Here is a 25,330-nt window from a genome sequence, read left to right on the forward strand (position 1 = left end):
TGTATTAGGCATGCCGCCAGCGTTCGTCCTGAGCCAGGATCAAACTCTCCAATAAAGTATTGAAAAGAGCGATAAGCTCATTTTGAATCTGACGAGATTAAAAATCTCATTTGTGCTCCAGTGGATTCAAGCCAAGGCTTGTTCCAAACTTTCGCGTTCATTCTGCAAGCAGAATGTTTACTCACTCGTTGTTCAGTTTTCAAAGATCAAACTTATTTCGTTATTTCTTGTGTTTCCCGTGTCAGCCGTGTGTTTCAGCGGCGACTTAAATAATATATCATACGGCTGAATGTAATGCAACAGTTTTTTTCATTTCTTTTCTTTAGTAGTTTTGCATTAGCTAAAGCTATCATATCCGTACCCTATCTTTTCCTATCATATTAGGTCATGCTCATAGGGTACAAATATTTTAACACATTTATGAAAGGGTTTACAATAACTTCTTAATAAAATGCTTTTTATCATTTCCTAAGCAACTATATCTTCGTTATGTGCAACTCAATGTTCACTCAGGTAAGCGGGAAGCCAGTTCTCTATTACAGAGCTGGCTTCCCGCTGATATAACAGGTACCTCACTTATTCATTAATCGCAATCCCCAGGTTAGTTTTGTATCCATGGATTACGACGCTTTTTATCGGATTTCCGTTGGTTGGAAGTAGCTGCACCCTCTCTGGATGTTTTCCCGGACACGGATACCTTGGATTTATTCTTCAGAGGAGCCTTGCTTGTTCTGCGTTTTGCAGCTGCCGGCTTATTCCCTGCTTGTTTGGACTTCCCTTCCGAATCTGATCCAACCTCTTCAATTGCTACCTGACTTAAGTTAGCGTCTTCACGCCCCCCTTTTTTACCACCCTTGCCTTGCTCTTGAGGAGGATACATTTCACCAAATGCTCCAAGCGGGGACGGCGGAACCATGTTCTGAGTAGGATACGGATTCTGATAAGCATACTCAATAGGCTGGTTTGGCATCGTTGATGTGGACATTTCAGGCGGCATACCGTACGAAGGACCATACATATTCCAAGCCGGATCCTGATAACCATGAGAAGGATAAGTATACTGAGGCATATGTGTATGTGAGCCACATCCGCATGGAGGGTACGGAAGCATTGAGTATGGAGATATGAAAGGCGGCTGATGATTCATATGACTAGGTGCTGCATACGTTGGGAATGGACTATTCACTTCGCCAGCTGGCGCAATCGGAAATGAGTTGTTTTGTATTTCTGCGGACAGATTCGGCATAACGTTATTGTGGTTATAACCCTGCTCCGCGCCAGTCCACGGACTGTTAGGCAGGTCACTGCCACTATATGGACTAACTTCCGGAATCCCTGGAAACGACGCATTGTTACTCGCTCCTGCCGTGTACATGTCTTGCTGAGCACCATACACCTCTTGTACAGGAACCGGGATTTGAACATAAGGGTGCTCGGCTGGAGCATGATGCAACTTATTACCACAACCACAAGGCTTTTTCGTTTCCGGTGCAACCTCAGTTGGAGACTTAGTATTAGGCATTACAGGCAAAGGCATAATTTCAGGCGAAAGATTAGGCATTGTGTATTTCTTGGATTCTGCTACCGGTTTTACATGAACTTCGGGTTTAACCTCTTCTTTTTTGTGCGTTTCCTTTTCAGGTTTCACTTCAGGAAGCTCCGGTAACTGCGGCAGTACCTCCAGTTCAGGCTTCACATTCGGCTTCTCCGTATTGGCTGGTGGTGGAGCAGGAACCGGGACCGGAACAGGAACCTCTGCTACCGGAGCAGGAGGAGTTGGCATAACTGGCGCCGGTGGTTCCGGTTCTTTGACTCCCGTGTATTCCTTACCTTCAGGTGACAACTTTTCTTGAGCAGCAATGTTGCCAGCACCCGAATTAGATGTACTGTTTCCTTGTGCGTGCATAGATGGAATATAAACTGTCTCCCCCACCAGCAGAGCGTTCGGATTTTTCAACTGTGGATTGGCATTGATCATATCTTTTAAAGGAACTCCCCAGGCTTGTGCCAACTTCCATAACGAATCTCCTTGCTGCACCTTGTGACTGTGGAGCACACCCTCCGGCTTCGGTGTTACTGGCTCTGCAGGGATTTTGATCTTCATGCCAATATCCAGCTTGTCGGGATTTGTGATTTGCGGATTAGCCGCGATCAATTTGTCCAGCGCTACATTGTATTTTTGGGACAGCAGATATAATGTGTCGCCTTTTTTCACCATGTGTATTTTCACAGGGAACTAACCTCCTAGACGTCATACTTGGGCAGTACATTCGCCCATACCGTTACTACATCCTATGCAGAAACCGGGCTAATGACATCAACTAAACAAAAAAAATCCTCCTGTCGCTAAAATCCCCATACACCAGGTATGCTGAATTTTATCGGACAAGGAGGATTTCCTGTTCCCTATGCTATGCAATTCTAACTTAAGATTCCCACACTTTATAACCATCTTTGTCAACAATCTGACGGAATGCTTCCAGCAGTCTCAGCGTTACCGGACCTGCTACACCCGTACCAATTGTTCTTCCATCCACTTCATATGCAGCGATAACTTCTGCAGCTGTCCCGGTGAAAAAGACTTCGTCTGCGATATACACATCATGCAGGGTGAATGGCACTTCTTTTAATTCAAGCTCCAGTTCGCCACATAGATCGATAATGGCTTGACGTGTAATCCCTTCAAGTGCTCCGAGATAACAAGGCGGCGTATACACTACACCATTTTTGATGATGAAGATGTTATCACTTGAACCCTCAGTAACGTAACCTTGGGAATTCAACATAATAGCTTCTCCGGCACCTGAATAGTTAGACTGGATTTTAACCAGGATGTTATTCAGATAGTTCAATGATTTAATTTTTGGATTCAAGGCGTCCGGGATATTCCGGCGTTGGGATACAGACACTGCTTTCAATCCAGTAAGATACGCTTCCTCCGGATAGATCGCCAATTGCTCCACAATGATAATTACGGATGCCTTGGGGCAACGAAGCGGGTCCAACCCCAGATTACCAGGGCCACGCGATACAATAAGACGAATATAACCATTACGCATATCATTGCGGCGCACCGTTTCAGCCATCACTTCCAGCATCTCATCAATGGACAGCGGGATGTTCAAACTGATGGATTTGGCCGAATCATACAAACGATCCAAGTGGGCCTTACATCTGAAAATATTTCCGTTATAGATCCGAATACCTTCGAAAATCCCGTCTCCATACAAAAATCCATGATCATATACCGAAACGGTTGCGTTCTCCTTGGTCACATACTGACCATCCAAATAGATCCATTGTTCTGCCACCGATGACTGCACCTCCATAAAATATCCATTCACTGTACTCCGAAACGTTTATTAACCCGTCCATTGTACACCAAAATGACAAGCTCTTACTTGTTCACTCTACCCAGAATTATGACAACCTTCTAACAATCACAACCAGCATAAAGGTCGATTACCTCGAAGGATATGTATAACAAGGATAGCTACCAAGAACGCGCACCTGACAATTCAACGCCTCAATCTCCCCCATGGCTGCGGTGAGCAATACCGAATCCACCGTTTCCACAACGTCAATGTAGAAATAGTAACTGCCCAATTGTTTCTTCGTTGGACGAGATTCAAGGCGGGTCAAATTCAGCTTCCGCCAGGCAAATGCCGACAATACCTGATGCAACGCACCCGGTGCATCTTCTGGCAACGTCACCAGCAAGCTGGTTTTCACATGATCCGGTTCACGTGGAATGTTCACAGGTTCATGGCCGATGAGCACAAAACGGGTATAGTTGTTGTCATGATCTGTAACCCGTTCAGCCATAATGTCCAGACCATGCTTCTGAGCAGCAAGCTTGGTACCGATGGCTACCCAGCCCTTACCCGGATTTTTTTTCACAATTTCTACAGCTTCGGCTGTACTGTTCACACCTTCAAGGTTCGCCCCAGGCGAATGCAGCCGAATAAAATTCTGACACTGCGGAATAGCCACAGGATGAGACATGATCTTGGTAATTTTACTGAAATCATACTCGCCGCTCTCCGTCTTAAATTCCGAGCCATGTCCAATGACATTCTGGATGGATGGGTATACCCACTCCGCTTGCATTGGAATGTCGACTTCATTCACAAGCCAGTCCATATGCAGACTAACGGAACCCTCAATGGTATTTTCAATCGGAATAACACTGTATTGTGTAGTCCCGCTATCCGTTGCTCGAAAAACATCCGAAATCAGCTTGGAGTGATGCAAATCTAACGGTTCACTGTTAAAAAGGAAATCTATCGCTTCATGGGAAACTGAGCCTTCAGGTAACACTGCAATTCGTTTCATACATTAACTTCCCCTTTGATTCTGTCCAGAAAAGGACGTTCGTCTTGATCAGGCAATACGGTTACACCGTCCAAATCCGGATCGAGCCACAGTGCAGTAGCAGATATGCCTTCCCGCTTCATGGTCTCCAGCAAATATTGTTCCAATTCCGCTTTTCGGGTGTCATGACGATCCACCAAAGTCAATACGGTCGGTCCGGCTCCGCTCAGGGCAGCTCCCAACGCTCCATGATCGACAGCATGTTCCAATATCTCAGCCATGCCTGGAACCAATGATGCCCGGTACGGTTGGTGAATTCGATCTGACATCGCCTTCTGAATCATATCCAGTCGCCCACTCGCCAAAGCAGCAACGAGCAGTGAGGATCTGCTAATGTTATGCACCACATCAGACATGCCAAATTGCTCAGGAATCACATTCCTAGCTTTTGAAGTAGACAGCTGGAATTCAGGTACAATAACCAAAGCCTGCAAATCCTGGTGTGGTTCAATACGTATATGATCTACCTGTTGACCATTCCATGCAGCCGTAATAATACCGCCATACAGAGATGCTCCCACATTGTCAGGATGCTTCTCGAGGGATGTGGCCATATCCAGGAGTTTCGCATCGGATAAAGGAGCACCAATTAATGCATTCGCTGCCGCCAGTGCACCAACGATGGCTGATGCACTACTCCCAAGTCCCCGCGTAAGCGGAATATCGGAATACATGGAAATCTCCAATTCAGGTACGGATACCCCAGCTTCATCAAATACCATCTGTGCGACTTCATAGATCAAATTCGATTTATCCGTAGGCAGTCCTGTCAAATGATCGCCGTGAAGATGAAATGTCGTCTGCTCGGCAGGTTTCATTTCCAACCAGGCGTACAAAGACAATGCCATGCCCAGGGTGTCAAACCCCGGACCGAGATTGGCTGTGCTTGCAGGTATTTTTACGGTTACCTTTTCACGCAAACTCATACAGATTGCTGCTCCAACTGTGCAATGGCCGCCATTACTGCTTCTTCCGTATCTTCAACAACAAGTGGCTCAGTCGCTACTGTTTTGATCGCAATATTAGGATCTTTCAGGCCATTACCTGTCAGTACACAAACTACAGTCTCTCCGCCTTTAAAGTACCCTTCACTCTTCAGTTTGTATACACCGGCAAGGGAAGCCGCAGAAGCAGGTTCAGCAAAAATTCCTTCCCGAGAAGCAAGCGTACGATACGCTGTCAGGATTTGTTCATCCGTTACATAGTTGATTTGTCCACCAGATTCCTCAGCTGCAGCTACTGCCGTTTTCCAGCTCGCCGGATTACCGATTCGAATCGCTGTTGCTACTGTTTCAGGTTCAAGGATCGGCTCACCTTTTACAATGGCCATCGCACCTTCTGCTTCGAAACCAACCATACGTGGAAGCGTGTTGGATTTACCTGCCTCTTTATATTCTTTGAAACCTTTCCAATAAGCCGAGATATTCCCCGCATTGCCGACTGGAATTGCCAGAACGTCAGGCGCTTCGCCAAGTTGTTCAATTACTTCAAACGCTGCTGTCTTCTGTCCTTCAATCCGGAACGGATTCACAGAGTTTACAAGCGTGATCGGATGTTTGGCTGTGATCTCACGCACAATCTCCAGTGCACGGTCAAAGTTACCATTGATCGCAATCACCTTAGCTCCATAGATCATGGCTTGGGCCAGTTTACCCAGTGCAATGTTGTTATTCGGGATTAGTACGATACAATTGAGGCCACCACGTGCGGCGTAAGCTGCTGCAGCTGCTGATGTATTACCTGTGGATGCACACATGATCGTACGGCTACCCTCTTCCATAGCTTTGGCAACAGCCATAACCATACCGCGGTCTTTGAAAGATCCCGTAGGGTTCAAACCTTCGTATTTGAAGTAAACATTCAAGCCAAGTTCCTCAGACAGATTCTCTGCATGAATCAACGGTGTATTTCCTTCCTGAAGCGTAAGCAGGGGTGTATTTTCATTAACTGGAAGGTGTTCTCTGTACGTTTGCAAAAGTCCTTGATATCTCATTGTGGGTAAACTCCTTTATGTTTTAATAATCTGAAATGATGACCTGTTGAACCGGATATGATTAACTTGTACGTTATAACTGAAATAATTGAGATGCCGTATGGGATAGTGACATTTATCCTTCGACCCGGTAGACACTCTTAATGCGGCGAATGACGCTGAGTGATTCAAAATGTTTTAACACCTTATCCATGCTTGCCTTACTTGCATTATGTGTAACGATAATGATCTCGGCATCCGGGTTGTGCTCATTCGGCTGTTGAACAACCGACGCCAGACTGACATCATACTCTGCGAAAATTTGTGTGATTTGTGCCAATACACCGGCTTTATCGTCTACGTGTAGTAAAATAAAGTTTTTCGACACGATTTGCTCGTCGCTTTGCAGTCGCTTAATCTTATAAGGCACAATGGCTTTGAGACCGTTCACGCCAAGTTTAAGGTTTTTGGTAACCGCCACAATGTCAGCTACAACCGAAGTTGCCGTTGGGAGTTCTCCCGCACCTGCACCGTAGAACATCGTCTCCCCTACAGCTTCACCGTGTACATATACTGCGTTGAATACACCGTTGACTGAAGCAATCGGGTGATTTTGTCTAACCATTGTCGGCTGAACGCTGATCGTGATCTCATCGCCAATACGGTCCGCAATACCAAGTAACTTCATCTCATAGCCCAGTCTTTTGGCATACATAATGTCTTCACGAGTTACGGAGGATATTCCTTTAACGGTTACATCCTTCAACTCCACATTGGTGCGGAACCCGAGTGTACTCAAGATCGCCATTTTGCGAGCTGCGTCAAGTCCCTCCACATCGGAAGTTGGATCGGATTCGGCGTATCCCAGAGCCTGTGCTTCAGCCAGTACTTCTTCATAGGATGCACCTTCCTGACTCATTTTGGTCAGAATAAAGTTCGTTGTTCCGTTCACAATCCCCATAATGCGGGTAATCCGGTCAGAAGAGAACCCTTCAATAAGCGTACGAATGATCGGAATCCCTCCAGCAACACTTGCCTCATAGAATACGTCACATTGCTTCTCCTGGGCCTTCGCCAAAATCTCTGTACCATGCAGTGCCATGAGATCTTTGTTTGCTGTTACGATATGTTTCCCACGTTCCAACGCTTCAAGAATATACTCCTTCGTCTGATCAATGCCGCCCATGACTTCAACGATGACATCAATATCCGGATGACGAATGACTTCCCAAGGATCTTCCGTAAGCTTGGCACGGTCTACAGCAATAACACGTTCTTTCTCTGTATTTTTCACTGCGATCTTCTCGATGACAATCGGCGATCCAACCTGACTGCTCAGATCCTCCTGATTCCCTTCCACAATGCGAACGACTCCCGTTCCAACAGTTCCCAGACCCAACAATCCGACTTTTACTGGTTTCACTAACGATCTACCCCCTAATGTCTATTCTTGTCTGTCAGTCCTGTATGTTAAAGCCTAATTACCCTTGGCCTACAATACGTGTACGTCTTACGCCAGGCATATCTTGCATTCGATCCAGCATTTCACCAATTTCGCCATGAAGATGTGTCGTTTCCACCGAAATGACAACATTGGCTCTTCCTTGAAGCGGGATACTCTGATTAATCGTGAGTACATTAGCTCCATAACCAGCTACATGTCCAAGCACACGTGACAAGATACCCGACTGATGCTCCAGATCAATGGAGATCGTTACAATTCTCTCGCGCTCAAGCTGGTTGATCAGATGAATTCCATCCTTGTACTTGTAAAAGGCACTCCGGCTTAATCCGACCTGTTCAACCGCCTCATGCACTGTTTTAACATCACCAGAAGCCAGCAGTTCTTTCACCTGCATGGTCTTCACCACAGCCTCTGGTAAAATATCTTCCCGTACTAAGTAATAGCGTTCGTTCACAGAACGTCCTCTCCTCAAAGACTCATGTATTCATATAGTGGACATTATATAGGATCTATGACAAAAGGGCAATACATGACACGCCTATTTTTTGAAATACGTTCCTCACAGTATACAAGTTTATCCCTCTCTCATGTCAGGAAAAAACAAAAAAACGCAGAGTTGCGGGTCAACTTCCCACTTCTCTGCGTTCCTATATCGATCTGTCTCTCCACGGAAGACGGCTACTTAGTAGTAACTGCTGCCTTCCACAAATTCGAATTCAAAGTCTCCAATACGCACGATGGTGCCTTCTACAGCTCCGCGCTTACGCAACTCAGCGTCCACACCCATATAACGAAGTGTACGTGCGAGCTTCAGTATAGCTTCATGTGAGTTCAATTGCATCCGTTTCATCATGCGGTCAATCTTGGCACTTTCGACAACGAACATTTCATTCTCACGCACAATTTTGAAACCATCGTCTTCTTTTTTGTCCAGACTGTATACTTTACGCTCAGATACATCTGCTACCTCTTCAACCACTCGCTCGTCTGGAACCTGATCCAGCAGATCAGCTGCACGATACAGAAGTTCTTGAATCCCTTTCCGGGTCAAGGATGAAATTGGCATCACTTCAATATCAGGTTGAACTTCACGAACTTGCTGTAAAAATTGCTCCAGGTTCGCTTCAGAGTCTGGCATATCCATCTTATTAGCTGCTACAATTTGTGTTCTCTCGGCGAGAAGCGGATTGTACAACTTCAATTCGTCATTGATTTTCTGCCAGTCTTCAAAAGGATCGCGCCCTTCCGAACCCGACATATCTACGACATGAACAATAATACGAGTACGCTCGACATGACGCAAGAACTCATGTCCCAGTCCGACCCCTTCATGCGCACCTTCAATCAGTCCAGGCAAATCGGCCATGACGAAGCTTCGGCCTTCTCCTACACCGACTACACCCAGATTCGGTGTAATGGTTGTGAAATGGTATGCACCGATCTTTGGCTTGGCTGACGAAACGACAGAAAGCAATGTGGACTTTCCGACACTCGGGAAACCAACCAGACCAACATCTGCCATAACTTTCAGTTCGAGTACAATGTAACGCTCTTGTCCTTCTTCACCGTTCTCAGCAAGTTCAGGTGCAGGATTGTTCGGTGTAGCAAATCGGATGTTACCCCGTCCGCCCCGTCCACCACGTGCAATAACAACCTGTTGACCGTGACGTGTCATATCCGCCAGTACTTCTCCACTGTCTTCATCCAAGATGATAGTTCCTGGTGGAATGCGCACAATCATGTTCTCCGCGTTTGCACCATGCTGACTTTTATTACGTCCCTTCTCACCACGTGGGGCCTTGAAGTGACGCTGGTAACGGAAATCCATCAATGTACGCAAACCTTCATCCACGCGGAAAATGATGTCAGCTCCTCTGCCTCCATCGCCCCCGGCAGGTCCTCCGTTTGGTACATACTTCTCACGACGGAACGAAATAATTCCGTCCCCTCCGTCTCCGGCTTTTACATAAATCTTCGCTTTATCCACAAACATTGGTTAACCCCTTCTTCCTATATTCCACACGGCATTCTGAATTGTATAAACGTATCCTCAGACGGAAACTGCTCCGTTCTGACTTTTTTTCCTTTGAGTACGGCAGTAAGCTGCCGCAGTGTTTCCGGATCGGGTGTTTGATCCCCATCCAGTCGGACAACCACATCTCCATGATCCTGTCCGAAGTTCAAGGTCAGTTTGCGAACCTCTCCCCAAGAAGACCGGCCGCCGCCATATTGATAGGCCCTGATTGCATCAGCAATCGCCCCGGTAAGTGACTCGCCATCCTCGGGAGAGACCAGAGCACTAAGCTGCAACTCATCTTCTATTTCCACATGCAAGTCCAGCGCAATTCCACTGGCGCGAAAAGACTGAAGATAAAATACGAGGGAAGGAATACCTAATCTGGAGATTCGGCTTTCTTCTGTAACCCGCTCTTTTATTCTTTCCACACATTGCAAGGATTTATCAAGTTTGCCCAGCCGAAGATATCCATATAACACCTGAAGGTCGTTCATCCAGTCGTGTCGATGATGATTTAATGAAGCAATTGCTGTTTTTTCCATAGATTGTATGATGGCTCTGCGTTCCGCCTCCGCCTGTTTCTTCATCGCATTCACAGAAATGAGCAATACTGCGACGGACCACAATGCGCACACGACGCTTGAGATCATCGCCGGATACAACATAACGAAAACCAAAGGAATCAGAAGTGAACATGCCGCAATCCACGGCACTCTTTTCCAAGATTTCATGGCTTCTCCCCGTTCTACAAAACTCGGTTGGTCTACACCCACCGTAACCAAGTATAACATGTCTTTTCTGCCAGTTCATTATCGAATAACCGTTGAATACAAAAAACCTTCGGCAAAAATGCCGAAGGCTCCTTAGGCGGAATGCCGATATTACGCTTCTACTGCTGCTGCTACAGGAGCAACATTAACAGGATAGATGCTTACTTTTTTGCGATCGCGTCCCCAACGTTCGAATTTTACAACGCCGTCGATTTTCGCGAACAAAGTGTCATCTTTACCGATGCCAACGTTAGTTCCTGGGTGAATTTTCGTTCCGCGTTGGCGAACGAGAATGCTACCACCAGTTACAGTTTGACCATCAGCACGTTTAACACCCAGACGTTGAGCATTACTGTCACGTCCGTTCTTCGTGGAACCTACACCTTTTTTCGATGCGAATAACTGAAGATTTAATTTCAACATGATTGGTTGTCCTCCTTCTTTGCTTATTTGAGTTGCTGTATTTTAATATACTTCCCGTATGACTCTGCAATATTAGAGAGCATAACCACCATGGATTCGAGTAACAATTGTACCTGGGACCAAGTTTCTCCTCTATCTAACAAAGGTAAAGAACCACTTAAAAAGCCATTCTTCATCTTGGCATCCATTTCGACACCGGTCAATGTTTCAATCGAGTTCACCGTACCCACTGTGACAGCGGATACCCCGGCACATACGATGTCTTCTCCCCGCTTGGCAAAATTAGCATGCCCTTCGATGGAAAATCGTTCGATGTTCCCGTCCTCATCACGAAAGATTTGAACGATAATCACTTATCGCACCTTCTTTACGCTTTGATTTTTTCGATAGTTACTTTAGTGTACGGTTGACGGTGACCTTGCTTCACATGGTAGTTCTTTTTAGGTTTGTATTTGTATACGATAACCTTTTGTCCTTTGCCATGTTTCTCCACTTTAGCCGTTACAGTAGCTCCGGAAATCAATGGTGTACCTGCTGTCAAACCTTGATCGTTAGATACAGCCAGGACACGGTCGAACGTTACGCTTTCGCCATCGTTCGCAGTCAATTTCTCGATGAACAGAACATCGCCCTCTTGGACTTTGTACTGTTTGCCGCCTGTTTCAATAATTGCGTACATTTGCCTTGCACCTCCTCATGTCTCAGACTCGCCCGTTCTCAGGTGACAGTGTCCTTGCGGAACTGTTCTTATACCCGGCCAGTGCGGTTACAGCATGTGCAAGACCATTAGGCTAAACACATACTTGAAGATTATATCACGCAATATATCAAAAATCAATGCAAAGGTGAAATATATCTTTTTCCCGTACCATGGCAGGAAGAACACGGCTCCACATAGGGTAACGTACTTTCTTCCCGCACTTTCTTACGGGTAAGTTCCAGCAAGCCCAGCTTGGTCCAACCCATTACAAACGCTTTGGTCCGATCCTTCTTGAGCTCACCCTCCAAAGTTGCTGCGACTTCATGCCGATTCGAGGCTTCCTCCATATCAATGAAGTCGACAATAATCATGCCACCGATATCTCGCAGGCGCATCAGACGGGCAATCTCCACTGCTGCCTGTATGTTAGTCTCTGTCACGGTCTCTTCCAGACTGTCACCGCCAGCTCCCGTATATTTGCCTGTGTTCACATCCACTACAGTCAGAGCTTCAGTATGATCAATGACAATGTATCCGCCTCCGGGCAACCACACTTTCCGGGCAAAATCCTTATTCAACTGTTCCTGCACACCATAGGCAGCAAAGATGGATTCTGTTCCCCGATACACCTGTACTTTGGGTTGATGACCAGGACTAATCTCTTCCAGCAATGCTTTTACCTCACGGGCTTGTCCTTCACTATCAGTGATGACTTCGTCACTCCCTGGCGTATACACATCTCTGATGATTCGCTGTACCATGCTATGATCCCGATGCAAGAGGCTTGGTGAAGGCAAACTGTCCGCTTTTTCGCGAATTAGATACCACTGCGCGCGTAATGTTTCCAAGTCCGACTTAATGGCTTCATGCTGCTCTTCTCCAGATACGGTTCGAATAATAAGTCCTTCTTCATCCCGCCTCAGTTGCTCCCCAAGTGCCTTAAGACGGGAACGATCCCCTTCACGGGCAATTTTCTTGGATACCGCTACATAGTCAGCAACAGGCATGTAGACAAGCCAACGGCCCGGGAGTGAATAATGAGTCGTAACCCGGGCTCCCTTGCCTCCTACCGGTTCTTTCAGAACCTGAACAATGACTTCCTGACCCGGACGAAGCAACTCCGAGATGGAAGGCTTCACCTTGGGCTGTTTCTCCAGATGGGGATGCAACACATCGTCCACATAGAGAAACGCATTCTTTTTCTGACCAATATCCACAAAAGCAGCCTGCATACCCGGTAACACATTCACGACCCGTCCCTTGAAAAAGGAACCCAGCAGTCCACGCTCGCGTGTACGCTCTGCCGTAAATTCCACAGCTTTGCCTTCTTCCAGAAGCGCCATTTGCATGAGGTTATGTTCATTATGTACTATCATTTGTTTCATGGCTTCACCTCTAGAAGACAATTCAATTCATCCACATCCATTTCAATATCTTTTCAATTCTCATTGTACATGTATTAACCCATTTCAGAACAGGTCCACCAGAACTCTACAATTTATCACCATTTTGTTGAAAATAGGAACCGATAATCCGTTGCTCAGGCAAGACGGCCATAATTCGACCCTGTCTGTTCATCACGTATACCATATGGTATCTTTCTCTCTTTAATAGACGCAAAATAGTGTCCAAAGGTTTCGCCGGAAATGAGATTATTGGCTGCGCCAAACTGCCAGTAGCCGCGTGACGAGCGAATGCACCCTCTCGATTCATGAGAAAACGGATAAAGCGATAGGGCACATTTCGGTAATCCGTTACGTTGGAATAGAACAAAAAAAGTCCGATTAACAGAATGTTGAGCGGTAAGCCGTATTCTCCAGTAAACCATCGGCTGATAGCATATAAAATAACCCCTACGCTACACAGAATGCTAATTCTGTAAGTCCACATTAATGTTGTATAGTAGGGTGCCCACAGACTGACAAGTGCCTGAACAATTTTACCTCCGTCCAGAGGAAGTACAGGCAGCAGATTAAATAGGGCAATGAGCAGGTTCCCCTGAATGATATAGTTGAGAAAAACCGGGTCGCCCAGATTGCCATACTGCAACAGCATAACCACACCAACCATCAGCATGTTTTGTAATGGACCTGCCAGAGCAATCATGATTTCCCGGTAGGCCGTTATAGTACCTCCATCTTCGATAACCGCTACTCCTCCAAAAGGGAGCATCTGGATTGACAAGACACGATAGCCCAGAAGGGCAGCAGCCGCAGCATGTCCACATTCATGAATGAATACGATGGCAAACAACGTAATAAGCTCAATAAAATGTCCAGTCAGAAGGGAGGCCATCATGATAATTACAAAAAAAGGATGAAACGTAATGCGGACTCCCCACACCCTAATCAAGGGCAACGACTTCCGCCGGGTCTACGTACTCCTCCCCCTCTTTGACTGCAAAATAGAGCGTGGCCGGTTGTTCACCACCCGTAGCCTTGAGACTCCCCACTGGATTCCCCGCTTCCACCCAATCATTCACGTTCACTTCACTTTCGTTCAACCGACCGTATATTGCCGTGACATTGCCTGTATGTTGGATGACAACTGTGAATCCACTGGCTGCATCCCCGATAACCTCCATGACACGCCCTGCATCCGAACTTGCGACCTGTATAAGTTCTGCACCCGCGGCATCCGGAACGATCTCAATTCCCTTCATGCTTAGCGCAAATGGCTGCACGACTGTGCCTGAGATCGGTTTGCCCAGTAACTGCCTTACTTTCAATCCGTTCACGGCATCCGTCGTATGTCCGAGAACTGGAAGAAACGAAGGCGTTCCTCCAAAATGCCGTTCATACCAGACCGCTGCTGAGGCAAAATCCATATCCCGATGGAGTGCATCGGCAATTACTGTTTTGGGTGATGTCGTCCACGATGTATCCAACTGAAACAGACCCCATACTCCGCCAAATATCAAAGCGCTAATAACCGTCCGTTTGAGAAGTGACTTGAACAGGTTGAATCTCGAATGCCCCCCTGGAACGAAATGACCATTCTCTTTTTTCCACAACCATTCCGGATCTCTTTCCTGTATCCCCTCACTAGGCGTAAATAGTTTTGGGTGTATGTTCTCATTCTTGTCCAACAGTGAACTTAATTTCTGCTCCTGTAAGACCTCCACAGTGGCACCATCCATCAGTCGCCGGATGCGTTCTTCTCGTCTCTGCTTGATTCTGAGTTTCGTGTTCATGGAATGTCCTCCCGCCGAGGCTTGTTTACTACATCCTATGAAGAGGCGCTTGATAATATGAACAAGCCTGCCAGCAGGTAACAAAAAAAGCCGGGCTATGAGCCACGGCTGTCATGTAATTGCTTTATGAATAAGTTCGTTTAACGAGTTAACCCATTCCGAAGAACTTTTTGAAACGAGTGAAAGCTCCCTTTTTCTGCTCCAGCTGCATCAATGGAACCGTATCTCCCAGAATGCGTCGTGCGATATTCCGATACGCAATCGCCGCAAGTGAATCCGGATTCATGACCGTAGGTTCTCCTGAATTGGCAGCTTTGATGACCAGTTCATCATCAGGCACGATGCCAATCAGGTCAATATTAAGTACTTGTAAAATACCATCGATATCTAACATGTCACCCGATTTAACCATATTATTGCGAATTCGATTCACCACCAGCTTTGGTGATTGAATGTGTGAGCTCTCCAGCAGGCCAATGACACGATCCGCATCACGTACTGCAGCATTTTCCGGTGTAGTGACCACGATGGCCTGATCTGCTCCTGCTACCGCATTTTTGAAACCCTGCTCTATACCGGCTGGGCAATCAATAATGACGTATTCAAAATCTTTTTTCAATTCAAGGATAATATCCTTGACCTGCTCTGGCGACACTGAGTTTTTGTCTCTCGTCTGCGCCGCAGGCAACATATATAATTCTTCGAAACGCTTGTCTTTGACCAAAGCCTGATTCAGACGGCAGCGGCCGTCCGCAACGTCGCACAGATCGTAAATAATACGGTTTTCGAGTCCCATCACGACATCCAAATTACGAAGGCCGATATCGGTATCTACCAGACAAACCTTTTTGCCGAGCAGCGCCAGCGCTGTCCCGATGTTTGCCGAGGTGGTTGTTTTACCCACGCCGCCTTTACCCGAAGTGATCACGATCGCCTCTCCCATGAGCTACACTCCTTTAAACACATTAAAATCTCGGCGTAACCGAACGATATTGCTCATTTTGTCTATCTGCATCTGATTGTCCTGTAAGTAAGCAAATTCCATTCCGGTCTCTCGGCTCTCCCATTCATCGGGAGGACGACTGATGATATCCGCAATCCGTAGCTGCGTCGGTGCAAATACCGAAGCGGCAATGATCGCTTCCTCGTCCCCGCCAATTCCGGCATGAGCCATACCTCTGAGTGAACCCAACACATATATATCTCCGGTACACGTCACTGTGCCCCCCGGATTGATATCCCCAAGAAACAGGAGATTTCCTTCATGATGAAGCACCTGACCTGAACGCACCATACCACACATGGTTACAATCGGCGGCGGTCCTTTAACCTCCGGTTGGAGTGCAGGTGAGTCGATGGATCGGATAAGAAGATTCCCTTTTTGCTTCAATATATCGAGAATTGCTTCTTTCTGGTCCTCTGTCACTTCGCGGGCACCCAACTTGATATCCACATGAACAATCGGTCCGGTCAAAATATTTTGATGGCTGTGTTCCAGCTTATAGCGGAGCTCATAGAGCAATTCCTCGAATTCACATTGATCGTCCAACAGGAAAACCAGGCCGTCTCGGATGCCTTTAATCGTTACGTGATTCGATTTTACCGTCATAAGCCTGTCCCTCCCATCTCATTACATTTCGTGCCCGGGGCCCCAAGTTCCTGCTTTGCGCTCCATAAATGTATTTAGGAAGCTTCTTCTGTCTTGCTCCGTCTCTTGCCGATCCGCTCCAGTTGTTTCCGAAGCGGGACATATATGATCAAGGCAAACACAAAATGAATGAACAAATTAGGAATCATGTATTCAATCAACGCCCAGTCAAAGGTCACGTGGTTAAGTTGGAAGAGCTTGTACAGGAAGAATAGCATGGTGTCATTAAGCAGACTTCCCAAAATGACAACCGATACCATAACCGGCAGTGGTGCACGCGGTGCTTGAAAAATGAGTCCCATCATGTATGCCGATAATCCCATCGAGAATCCATAAGGTCCAATCATCTCGCCGTAGAATACGACGTCATGCAATAGTCCAAAAAATATACCGAGCACTAGTGCCGTGTGTCGATGATGATATACAGCAATAAACAAAATTACGATATAGACCAGATTGGCAGAAATACGCATGTGCCAGCCAGAAGGGATGAGCAGCGGCAAAATTGTGCCTTCCGCAATGAACAAAACGAATAGTAACAGGAACAAAACTTGCTTGCGCGTTACCATTATTCTTTTACCTCAGGTGGGATAATGACAATCAGCTCTTTCCAGTCAAGGAAGCTAGCATATGGTTCAATTGTAGCTGTTTTTGTTAAACCATACTCACTTTTCTCGACACTTTTAACTTTACCAATCCGCATGTACTTCGGAAAATTGTTAATAATTCCGGAGGAGATGATCTCATCATCCTCTTGGATATTAGAATCTTCTGAGATTTTGGTCATCTTGAGCATGCCCGTCTTCGGATCATAACTCTCAATCATACCAAATACTTTCTCCTTACCTACTGCCGTTGCTGCAATGGCATTGGATGTCGGATCGTTGGCGTCCATGGAAGTTAACAGATTAACCGTTGATGTATATGAGCTGACATGACTGATCACGCCGACCAGCCCTTCCTGGGAGGTAACGGCCATCCCCGGCTTAATTCCCGCATTTTCACCGATATCAATGTTAATGGTTCTACTATTGGGATCCGAATTGGCACTGATAACCTGAGCAATTCGTGAACCGTAATTATAACGATTTTTCTGTTCTTCGGTGAAATTGAGCGCTTTCTGAAGCTGCTCATTCACTTGCTCCATATCATTGTACTTCAGCCGATCACGGGTATAGTGACCCATTGCGATACGAAGCTCTTCATTCTCTTCATATACCGTACGCATGTTCGCTACATCTTTGAAAAAGCCCGCTACATAGGAAGCGGGCTTGTAAAATACGTATTGTACAAATCCAACTGAATCCTTCAGGAATTTCTCCGGCCAGGATAGAGTGGTTCGCGGACTGAGCGTAAAGCCCATTAACGCGATAAATGTAACAAGGCCCACCAGCAAAACAAAAAGTCTTTTGTTGCCTAGCAGTTTAAACAGTTCGAACACCCTCTAACATCCATATTCTCTTCCGAGCCATGCCCGGCGGGGAGACTGTCAGACCTGTAGTCCCTGCGAGAATATCAGCCGATCCTCCCCTGTTAAGCGGGTAATAGCTCATCCCCGGGGTTAACCGGGTCCTCTATAAAGATACCTTGCCACTTGGTCGCTATGCCAAGTTAGGCAAATACCAATTAACGTTTGGAACGAACTGCCGAACTGCTTCTGCTTTTGAACAAATGAATATTCTCTAGCGCTTTACCTGTTCCGATTGCTACACAATCCAGCGGGTTCTCAGCCACAATGACAGGCATTCCTGTCTCACCAGCCAGAAGCTTGTCCAGGTTGCGAAGCAATGCCCCACCACCTGTAAGAACGATACCCCGATCCATGATATCGGCTGCAAGTTCAGGCGGGCATTTTTCCAGTGTTACTTTTACCGCTTCAACAATTGCATTCACGGTATCAGCCAGCGCTTCACTGATCTCGTCCGAAGTAATCGTAATTGTCTTCGGCAGACCTGTAACGAGGTCACGTCCACGAATTTCCATCGTTTCTACTTGCTCCAATGGCATTGCTGATCCGATGTCCATCTTCAATTGCTCCGATGTACGCTCACCGATCATCAGATTGTATTGACGTTTAATGTACTGGATAACGGATTCGTCCATCTCGTCACCTGCTACACGAACCGAACGGCTCGTCACAATACCACCAAGAGAGATAACAGCCACTTCCGTTGTACCGCCACCAATATCTACAACCATACTACCTGTTGGTTCCCATACAGGAAGATCTGCACCAATTGCAGCTGCAAAAGGCTCTTCAATTGTATAGGCTTCACGTGCTCCAGCCTGTTTGGTTGCATCTTCAACCGCACGTTGTTCTACTGCCGTGATCCCGGATGGTACACATACCATCACGTTTGGATGACGTTGGAACATGGAGCGTTGTTTCTGCGCCTCACGGATGAAATATTTGATCATCGTTGCCGTTGTATCAAAATCGGCAATAACGCCATCTTTCATTGGACGAATGGCACGGATGTTACCTGGTGTACGACCAATCATTTTTTTGGCGGCTTCACCTACTGCCTCAATGCTTTTTGTATCTGTCCGTATAGCGACAACCGAAGGTTCGCGCACCACAATTCCTTTTCCTCGTACATAAACCAACGTATTTGCTGTCCCCAAGTCAATACCCAAATCTTTCGTAAAACCACCAAACATAACATAATCTCCTTTTCTGCCTCATATAGCCGCTCTATTCTGATCCAGAGCGTGATAATTTCATTCCCACGCAACACGTGGAGCTAATATTCGCATTTGTTTTTTTGCATTAGTAAAGTGAACCTATCTTTTACGGACAACGCCGTTAACATTCATAGGAAAACATCAACGCCAACCATTATATTATACTAAGCCCTTCTCCTTCAAACTTACGTACGTTCCATCTCCGATAATAATATGATCAAGCACGTCAATGCCAACAATAGCGCCTGCTTCAATCAGTCTCTTGGTTATTTGGATATCCTCCGGACTGGGCGTAGGATCACCACTCGGATGGTTGTGTGCGCACACAATCGATGCGCTGCTGCATTTGATGGCAGCCCGGAACACTTCACGCGGATGTACAATCGAAGCGTTAAGGCTGCCCATGGAGAGTGTTTCCTGGGCAATAATATGATTTTTGCTATTCAGAAAGAGACACACAAAATGTTCTTTTTGCAAATAACGCAATTGTTCGATCAGGATATCAGCTGCATCACGCGGTGTACGAATTGAAGTCGACTGTGTGAGTCTGCTCTTGGCAATCCGATGCCCCAGCTCAATGCCAGCTTTCAATTGCACAGCCTTGGCATTGCCGATCCCTTTCATCGCAGTCAATTCTTCCAGACTCAGATCCATTAACGAGCGAATTCCACCCGCCTCGGTCAGAATCCGCTGTGCCATATGCACCGCCGATTCCTGTCTTGTGCCTGTTCGAAGTAAAATTGCCAACAATTCAGCATGGCTTAAGGCGCCCGCCCCGTATTCCATCATGCGTTCTCTCGGGCGTTCTTCCTGGGGGATGTCGCGCATCATGTATTGAGGCGACTCCATATGTTCCCTCTTTTCATTTCACAACATTTTGCTTCATTCATGTTCGTGGCAACACATGTACGCCGAACCCGTCCAACATATCACTTAGCAAGGATAGCGGCAAGCCAACCACATTAAAATAACATCCTTCAATGCGGTCGATCAGTGAAGCACCAATGCCCTGAATGGCATATGATCCTGCTTTGTCTGAAGGCTCACCTGTCTGCACATAAGCACGAATGGTCGCATCCGACAGTTCTTTCATCGTTACATCGGTCTGGCGGTAATGAACTAACGACTGTCCATTGCCCGCATCAATACAAGCGACGCCCGTAAACACCCGATGTACACGGCCCTGCAGCCGGGATAACATACGTTCAGCATCCGCTTCGTCTACGGGTTTGCCTAAAATCTCACCATCCAGAACAACAACGGTGTCACTACCTACAATAATGGCTTCCTGCTCGCGGCCTTCAAGCCCGCGATACACGGCAAGCGCCTTGCGCAAAGCAAGCTCCTGTACCGTCTGTTCAGGTGTCCACTCTGGTGGTGTATCTTCATTGGCATGACTTGGTATTACATCAAACGCTAGGTGGAGTGATGCGATCAGTTCTTTGCGCCGAGGCGATGTGGAGGCCAGAATAATAGGGCGCTGTTGAGTGTTATCCAAAATGAACGGCTCCTTATGCCACGGCAACATCCTGTCCGGATCACGATAATAGATGTCACTGGTTTAATTTTTTTTCGTCATAACTCGTCATTCTCCTACAGTCTGCGATACAGCCACACAGCGGCAATCATACCGATCAGACTCAGAAGGCTCATTTGAAATTGAAGTGAAATATCATAACTGATAATATCCAGATCAGCCTGCGGCGACCAACGTATGGTCGTGGCTTTCGTAAGAAAGGCTACTGCCTTAACAGGCTGCAGTGCCTTGGCGATCCACGCTCCGGCCATCCAGCCGAGCAGCAGAAACAGCAATAACATGCCGAAGTTTTTTTTCATCGGTAATCTTCCCTCGCCATTTTTTGACACCCACATTATTATACGGGGTTTTGTACGTCAATACAAACACAAATCCGGCAAGGGGAACTATTTCCAGTTCCTTGCCGGATGGGTATTTCCAAGCGTTGTTATGGGAAAGAGCATGTTACTGCTTTATCGCTTCGAGCCATTTTTTCTGCTGCAGTACATATTCCATCAGATCGGACTGCACGGACCACATGTGCACATCATCCGGGTTTTTGTTGTACTCCGCGATAGCCGTAATTGCACTGTTCATTGATTTCTCCATTCCGCCAATAATAGGTTGTACATCTGCGGTCAGACCAGGTGTAAGACTATTCAATCCCGTCAGCCATGACTCGTGCTTATTTTGAATCGCGGTCATTGTTTCTGTAGAGACTGCTGCCGGAGCAGACTGACCCAGCTGCTGAATGGACAAGGTAGATAATTGTTCAACCAGTGCAGAACTGTTTGTGAAGAAAAGCTGCACATCCTCTTGCTTGCCACCGAATATAGCCGGATTGATCTCAGGGTTCACGATCTCCTTGACGTACAGTTCAACTCCCTGGGCTTTTAGCCTGGAGCTAAGTAGCTTGGCCTCTTCACGATCAGCTGAAATGCCTGCATATACTCGATTGCCATCTTCAGGATCAGAACCCGCGGCTATACCTGCCTGAGCCAGCTCAAGCTTGGCTTGCTCAGCTCGTTCAGGAGAACTGAATACGCCGTATTGAAGTGCATAATACGTGCTGCCAGTCGCCGCTGTCTGAACCTGCTGTTCTGTACCTGCAGCCCCCTCCTGACCCGTCACAGTGGAAACTGCCTGATTGACGGGCAGAAGATCGCCTGGCTTGACGGCTCCTTCTTTATTGAAAAATGAAAGAATAACCATGCCGAAAAGCGCTCCGGTAACAAGTGCCCCAGTGACAGAACCAATCATTTTCCATCCCCTTGGAGGGCGATTGCGTTTATAGGAATAGTTCTCCGAATCTGCAAGCCAGTCGTGGCCTTGATCATCATGTGTATTGGACAGATCACGACGCTCTTCCTCCGGATTATCGGTGTGATTAACATAACCGTAACCGGTACGGTTCCCAAAATAATGGGCCTCATCCAAGTTCAAGTTCGAATCATGGCTCACCCGCTCGTCAGGTTCAGGTACAGTAGAGCTTGTCAGCACCGTCTCTCCCCAGTCTCCGGGGATATCCTCAGGCGTCCATGATGGGGTTGTATCCATCTGCTTAGGCGTTAGCGGTTGATTATGCGGTAATTCTTCACTTAACGTCACCAATGGACTGGACGCGGATATCCTCTTGTTTTCAGGCTTGTCCGACTCATGATCCCCGAAGCGAAACGTCATTCTAGCATTGCTCACCCGTACCCTCTCCTTTGTCCCATTTATATCAGCTATATGCAGAGACTGGAGAAAACATTCCATATAACGCAAAAAAAACGCCTGCTTCGTATCGAAGACAGGCGATTTCTCATTTGATTTATTTCAAACCTTTGGCAAGTGTATCGCCGACTTTCCAAATATCACCTGCACCCATCGTAATCACAAGATCTCCTGGCTGCAAACGATGCTGCAGATCAGCTACAACTTCTTCTTTTGTAGGGAGGTAACGTGCAGAAGCATTACTGTTTTGAACGATCAGTTCAACCAGTCTGGCTGAGGTTACCCCTTCGATCTGTTTTTCGCCTGCAGGAGAATAGATATCCGTAATAAGCACCTCATCCGCTTCCGCGAAAGCACGACTGAACGCATCCAGCAGGAAGAACGTACGCGTATAACGCTGTGGCTGGAATACCGCAATAATACGTTTGCCCGTTGCTTTGGCGGCACTAATGGTAGCTTCAATCTCAGTCGGGTGATGAGCATAATCATCAATGATCAGCATATCGCGCGCCTCGCCCAATACCTGGAATCTGCGTTTGGCTCCGTGGAACTGAATGATAGCTGCCACAATCTTCTCAAATGGAATGCCTGCTTCCAGACAGGTAATCACAGTAGCCATCGCATTATAAACGTTATGCTTACCCGGCACTGATAATTCCACCGTGCCCATAGCAGCACCCTGATGATTCATCGTAAAGGAGATACGGCGATCGCCCAATACAATATCCGTTGCCGTATAATCCGCAGCACGATCAATACCATAAGTTGTAATCCGTGACTTGAGTTCTGGCAAAATCGCTTGAACATTCTCGTCGTCAGAACACACAATCGCTGTTCCTTCCGGACGAATCTGGCTCAGGAACTGCACATAAGCCTTTTTGAGCTCTTCAAAATCACTGTTATAATTCTCCAGATGATCTGCCTCAATATTCGTTACAATACCGAGCCATGGATGGTACTGCAAAAATGAACCATCGCTCTCGTCCGCCTCAGCGACTACCCAGTCGCCCTGGCCTGCCTTGGCGTTGGTGCCGACATTCATGATTTCTCCGCCAATGATATATGTCGGGTCCGTATCACATTTATCCATAACAAGTGCAATCATGGATGAGGTGGTTGTTTTACCGTGAGCTCCAGCCACAGCCACACCTTTACGTTCGTTCAACAAACGTGCAAGCATCTGGGAACGATGCAGAATCGGAATGTTCAGCTCTGCAGCTGCTACCCGTTCCACATTATCAGCAGGCGCTGCCGTAGAGTAGACAACAAGATCTGCTCCAGTGACGTGCTCTGCCGTATGTCCGATATATATTTTCGCTCCCTTGGCTGCCAACTTCTCGGTCAACTCCTGTGAAGCGACATCCGATCCGGTAACGGTGTATCCCATTTCCAACATAACTCTTGCGATGGCACTCATGCCATATCCGCCAATCCCTATAAAATGAACGTGTTCCGATGTATTTAACAAAACTTTCACCAACCTTTTTCAGAATCGGTTTGATGCAAAAGGGCTGCCCGCACATCCGCAATCAGGTACAGTGTGCCGGAGACCACCCCCAGATCTTCCGCTTCCGTCCGTGACTTCAATAGATCAAGTGCCTTTGCCCATTCGGGCTCGACGATGATTTCCAGTTCCTGCTTCGCAATGGCGGGACGTACCCGTTCGACAATCTGCAGCAATTCGGCTGCATCCATTTTGCGTCGGAAATCTGGCTCGGTCAGGATCAGCGTATCCACTAGTGGCAGTATATGCTGCAAATACGCTTCGTGATGCTTATTTGCCAACATACCCATCATCAAAATTAACTTGTTGTGCGGATAGACATCCATAATGCTCTTGGCCAGTGACTCTGCCCCTTCTGGATTATGTGCTCCATCAAGCACAATTCGAGGTTCATCGACGACTTTTTCGAATCTTCCTGCCCAGAAAGCATTCTCCAGTCCAAGTGCAATATCGTTGTCATCCAACATAAATGCCATGTATTGTCTAAGCAATTCAAGAACCATAAGTGCGGCCGCTGCATTGTCACATTGATGTGAGCCCTGCATGCGTATGCGAACGTCCAGATCACGAAACGGGCCTGTAAAATGAAAAGATTGTCCGTTCTCATTGCTGTCCAGTCTATGATAAGAGAATTGATCTCCAGCCAAATACACGCTTGATTGAAGCTGCTGTGCTTTCTCCTGAATCACCTTCACAGCTTCGGGTTGAGTCGCGCAAGTCACAACGGGTACTCCCGGCTTGATAATACCTGCCTTTTCTCCAGCAATCTGCTCAATCGTATCTCCAAGCACATCCGTATGATCCATACCAATGTTGGTGATGACGGACACAACAGGTGCGACAATATTCGTTACGTCCATCCTTCCCCCTAGCCCCGTCTCCCATACCACAACGTCAGGGTAACACTCCTCTGCATAGTACAGAAGCGCGAGAGCCGTGGACACCTCAAACATCGTGGGTGATCCAAGCGGAGTGGAGGCCATTTCCATGACCAGTGGTTGTAATCGATTCGAGAGCTTAAGCAGGATTTCTTCAGGAATATCCTCACCGTTGTATTGAAAACGGTTTGTAAACTTGGTGATATAAGGCGACGTAAAGGTACCCACATCATATCCAGCCTGAAGAAGCACTGACGTCAAAAAAGCGCAAGTCGAACCTTTGCCGTTCGTTCCCGCGACATGAATAAATTTGAGACGTTGGTGTGGATTGCCTAACATGGACATCAGACTCTCGATTCGTTCCAATCCAGGTCGGATGCCAAAAGGAATAAGGCCATTGATCCAGTCCACGGCCTCGTTATACGTAAGTAAAGGAGCTGCTGCATCTGTCCCGTCTAATTCCGTCATC

General features: G+C 46.9%; 26 protein-coding genes and 1 other annotated feature. All 26 genes read right to left on the bottom strand.

The annotated features are described in order from the left end of the window. Positions 1–601: 601 nt before the first annotated feature. The 26 genes from BLS69_RS24525 to BLS69_RS24650 all read right to left on the bottom strand — a co-directional run bounded on the left by BLS69_RS24525 (position 602) and on the right by BLS69_RS24650 (position 25,329). Positions 602–2,230, bottom strand: a complete 1,629-nt coding sequence (locus BLS69_RS24525) for a LysM peptidoglycan-binding domain-containing protein (protein ID WP_091037533.1) — start codon at positions 2,228–2,230, stop codon at positions 602–604. Between the two features lie 196 nt (positions 2,231–2,426). Beyond that, a complete protein-coding gene (gene ilvE, locus BLS69_RS24530) occupies positions 2,427–3,311 on the bottom strand; it encodes a branched-chain-amino-acid transaminase (protein ID WP_017692630.1) in 885 nt (294 codons plus the stop codon). A 151-nt stretch (positions 3,312–3,462) separates the two neighbouring features. Further along, positions 3,463–4,335 (bottom strand): prephenate dehydratase, encoded by an 873-nt coding sequence (pheA, locus tag BLS69_RS24535; protein WP_091037536.1) that lies wholly within the window; start codon positions 4,333–4,335, stop codon positions 3,463–3,465. Continuing rightward, positions 4,332–5,300, bottom strand: a complete 969-nt coding sequence (thrB, locus tag BLS69_RS24540; RefSeq protein WP_091037538.1) for a homoserine kinase — start codon at positions 5,298–5,300, stop codon at positions 4,332–4,334. The genes pheA and thrB overlap by 4 nt, the downstream gene beginning before the upstream one ends. Next, the gene (thrC, locus tag BLS69_RS24545; RefSeq protein WP_036605915.1) at positions 5,297–6,367 is read right to left on the bottom strand and encodes a threonine synthase; all 1,071 of its coding nucleotides are present in this window, start codon (positions 6,365–6,367) and stop codon (positions 5,297–5,299) included. Before thrC ends, thrB begins: the two co-directional genes overlap by 4 nt. A gap of 115 nt (positions 6,368–6,482) precedes the next feature. Further along, complete coding sequence (locus BLS69_RS24550) at positions 6,483–7,769, bottom strand: homoserine dehydrogenase (protein WP_017692626.1); 1,287 nt, start codon at positions 7,767–7,769, stop codon at positions 6,483–6,485. A gap of 58 nt (positions 7,770–7,827) precedes the next feature. Further along, positions 7,828–8,265, bottom strand: a complete 438-nt coding sequence (locus BLS69_RS24555) for an ACT domain-containing protein (RefSeq protein WP_017692625.1) — start codon at positions 8,263–8,265, stop codon at positions 7,828–7,830. A 228-nt stretch (positions 8,266–8,493) separates the two neighbouring features. Beyond that, on the bottom strand, positions 8,494–9,804 hold the full coding sequence (gene obgE, locus BLS69_RS24560; protein ID WP_076216952.1) for a GTPase ObgE: 1,311 nt from the start codon (positions 9,802–9,804) through the stop codon (positions 8,494–8,496). Between the two features lie 17 nt (positions 9,805–9,821). Next, on the bottom strand, positions 9,822–10,619 hold the full coding sequence (locus tag BLS69_RS24565) for a Spo0B domain-containing protein (protein WP_235193928.1): 798 nt from the start codon (positions 10,617–10,619) through the stop codon (positions 9,822–9,824). A gap of 90 nt (positions 10,620–10,709) precedes the next feature. Further along, positions 10,710–11,021 (bottom strand): 50S ribosomal protein L27, encoded by a 312-nt coding sequence (gene rpmA, locus BLS69_RS24570; RefSeq protein WP_017692622.1) that lies wholly within the window; start codon positions 11,019–11,021, stop codon positions 10,710–10,712. 23 nt (positions 11,022–11,044) lie between these two features. After that, positions 11,045–11,374 carry a ribosomal-processing cysteine protease Prp gene (locus BLS69_RS24575; RefSeq protein ID WP_091037540.1) on the bottom strand — a complete coding sequence of 110 codons (330 nt, stop codon included), beginning with the start codon at positions 11,372–11,374 and terminating at the stop codon, positions 11,045–11,047. Positions 11,375–11,388: 14 nt separating this feature from the next. Continuing rightward, on the bottom strand, positions 11,389–11,700 hold the full coding sequence (rplU, locus tag BLS69_RS24580) for a 50S ribosomal protein L21 (protein WP_091037543.1): 312 nt from the start codon (positions 11,698–11,700) through the stop codon (positions 11,389–11,391). 14 nt (positions 11,701–11,714) lie between these two features. After that, positions 11,715–11,799: a sequence feature (ribosomal protein L21 leader region), on the bottom strand. A gap of 56 nt (positions 11,800–11,855) precedes the next feature. Beyond that, the gene (locus tag BLS69_RS24585; RefSeq protein WP_091037546.1) at positions 11,856–13,106 is read right to left on the bottom strand and encodes an Rne/Rng family ribonuclease; all 1,251 of its coding nucleotides are present in this window, start codon (positions 13,104–13,106) and stop codon (positions 11,856–11,858) included. Between the two features lie 106 nt (positions 13,107–13,212). Beyond that, positions 13,213–14,073 (bottom strand): M50 family metallopeptidase, encoded by an 861-nt coding sequence (locus tag BLS69_RS24590; protein WP_091037547.1) that lies wholly within the window; start codon positions 14,071–14,073, stop codon positions 13,213–13,215. Then, positions 14,066–14,914 (bottom strand): M23 family metallopeptidase, encoded by an 849-nt coding sequence (locus BLS69_RS24595; protein ID WP_091037550.1) that lies wholly within the window; start codon positions 14,912–14,914, stop codon positions 14,066–14,068. The genes BLS69_RS24590 and BLS69_RS24595 overlap by 8 nt, the downstream gene beginning before the upstream one ends. Positions 14,915–15,062: 148 nt before the next feature. Further along, on the bottom strand, positions 15,063–15,857 hold the full coding sequence (gene minD, locus BLS69_RS24600) for a septum site-determining protein MinD (RefSeq protein WP_053783092.1): 795 nt from the start codon (positions 15,855–15,857) through the stop codon (positions 15,063–15,065). A 3-nt stretch (positions 15,858–15,860) separates the two neighbouring features. Further along, positions 15,861–16,523 (bottom strand): septum site-determining protein MinC, encoded by a 663-nt coding sequence (minC, locus tag BLS69_RS24605; protein WP_017692615.1) that lies wholly within the window; start codon positions 16,521–16,523, stop codon positions 15,861–15,863. A 74-nt stretch (positions 16,524–16,597) separates the two neighbouring features. After that, positions 16,598–17,131 carry a rod shape-determining protein MreD gene (mreD, locus tag BLS69_RS24610; RefSeq protein ID WP_091037552.1) on the bottom strand — a complete coding sequence of 178 codons (534 nt, stop codon included), beginning with the start codon at positions 17,129–17,131 and terminating at the stop codon, positions 16,598–16,600. Next, complete coding sequence (mreC, locus tag BLS69_RS24615) at positions 17,131–18,003, bottom strand: rod shape-determining protein MreC (RefSeq protein ID WP_091037555.1); 873 nt, start codon at positions 18,001–18,003, stop codon at positions 17,131–17,133. The genes mreD and mreC overlap by 1 nt, the downstream gene beginning before the upstream one ends. A 185-nt stretch (positions 18,004–18,188) precedes the next feature. Further along, on the bottom strand, positions 18,189–19,223 hold the full coding sequence (locus BLS69_RS24620; protein ID WP_024633969.1) for a rod shape-determining protein: 1,035 nt from the start codon (positions 19,221–19,223) through the stop codon (positions 18,189–18,191). 183 nt (positions 19,224–19,406) lie between these two features. Further along, the gene (gene radC, locus BLS69_RS24625; protein ID WP_091037557.1) at positions 19,407–20,096 is read right to left on the bottom strand and encodes a RadC family protein; all 690 of its coding nucleotides are present in this window, start codon (positions 20,094–20,096) and stop codon (positions 19,407–19,409) included. Positions 20,097–20,133: 37 nt separating this feature from the next. After that, entirely contained in the window at positions 20,134–20,745 is a 612-nt protein-coding gene (locus BLS69_RS24630; RefSeq protein ID WP_091037560.1) for a Maf family protein, read from the bottom strand. Between the two features lie 95 nt (positions 20,746–20,840). Continuing rightward, positions 20,841–21,083, bottom strand: coding sequence for a DUF4321 domain-containing protein (locus BLS69_RS24635; protein ID WP_047841183.1), 243 nt, complete (start codon positions 21,081–21,083; stop codon positions 20,841–20,843). Positions 21,084–21,228: 145 nt separating this feature from the next. Continuing rightward, entirely contained in the window at positions 21,229–22,458 is a 1,230-nt protein-coding gene (locus tag BLS69_RS24640; protein ID WP_176873006.1) for an SPOR domain-containing protein, read from the bottom strand. Between the two features lie 118 nt (positions 22,459–22,576). After that, positions 22,577–23,896, bottom strand: a complete 1,320-nt coding sequence (gene murC, locus BLS69_RS24645; protein ID WP_062837803.1) for a UDP-N-acetylmuramate--L-alanine ligase — start codon at positions 23,894–23,896, stop codon at positions 22,577–22,579. A gap of 56 nt (positions 23,897–23,952) precedes the next feature. Beyond that, positions 23,953–25,329 carry a bifunctional folylpolyglutamate synthase/dihydrofolate synthase gene (locus BLS69_RS24650; RefSeq protein ID WP_091037984.1) on the bottom strand — a complete coding sequence of 459 codons (1,377 nt, stop codon included), beginning with the start codon at positions 25,327–25,329 and terminating at the stop codon, positions 23,953–23,955. Position 25,330: the final 1 nt, after the last annotated feature.

The organism is Paenibacillus sp. CF095 (genome assembly GCF_900101225.1).
In the GTDB taxonomy this organism is placed as follows: domain Bacteria; phylum Bacillota; class Bacilli; order Paenibacillales; family Paenibacillaceae; genus Paenibacillus.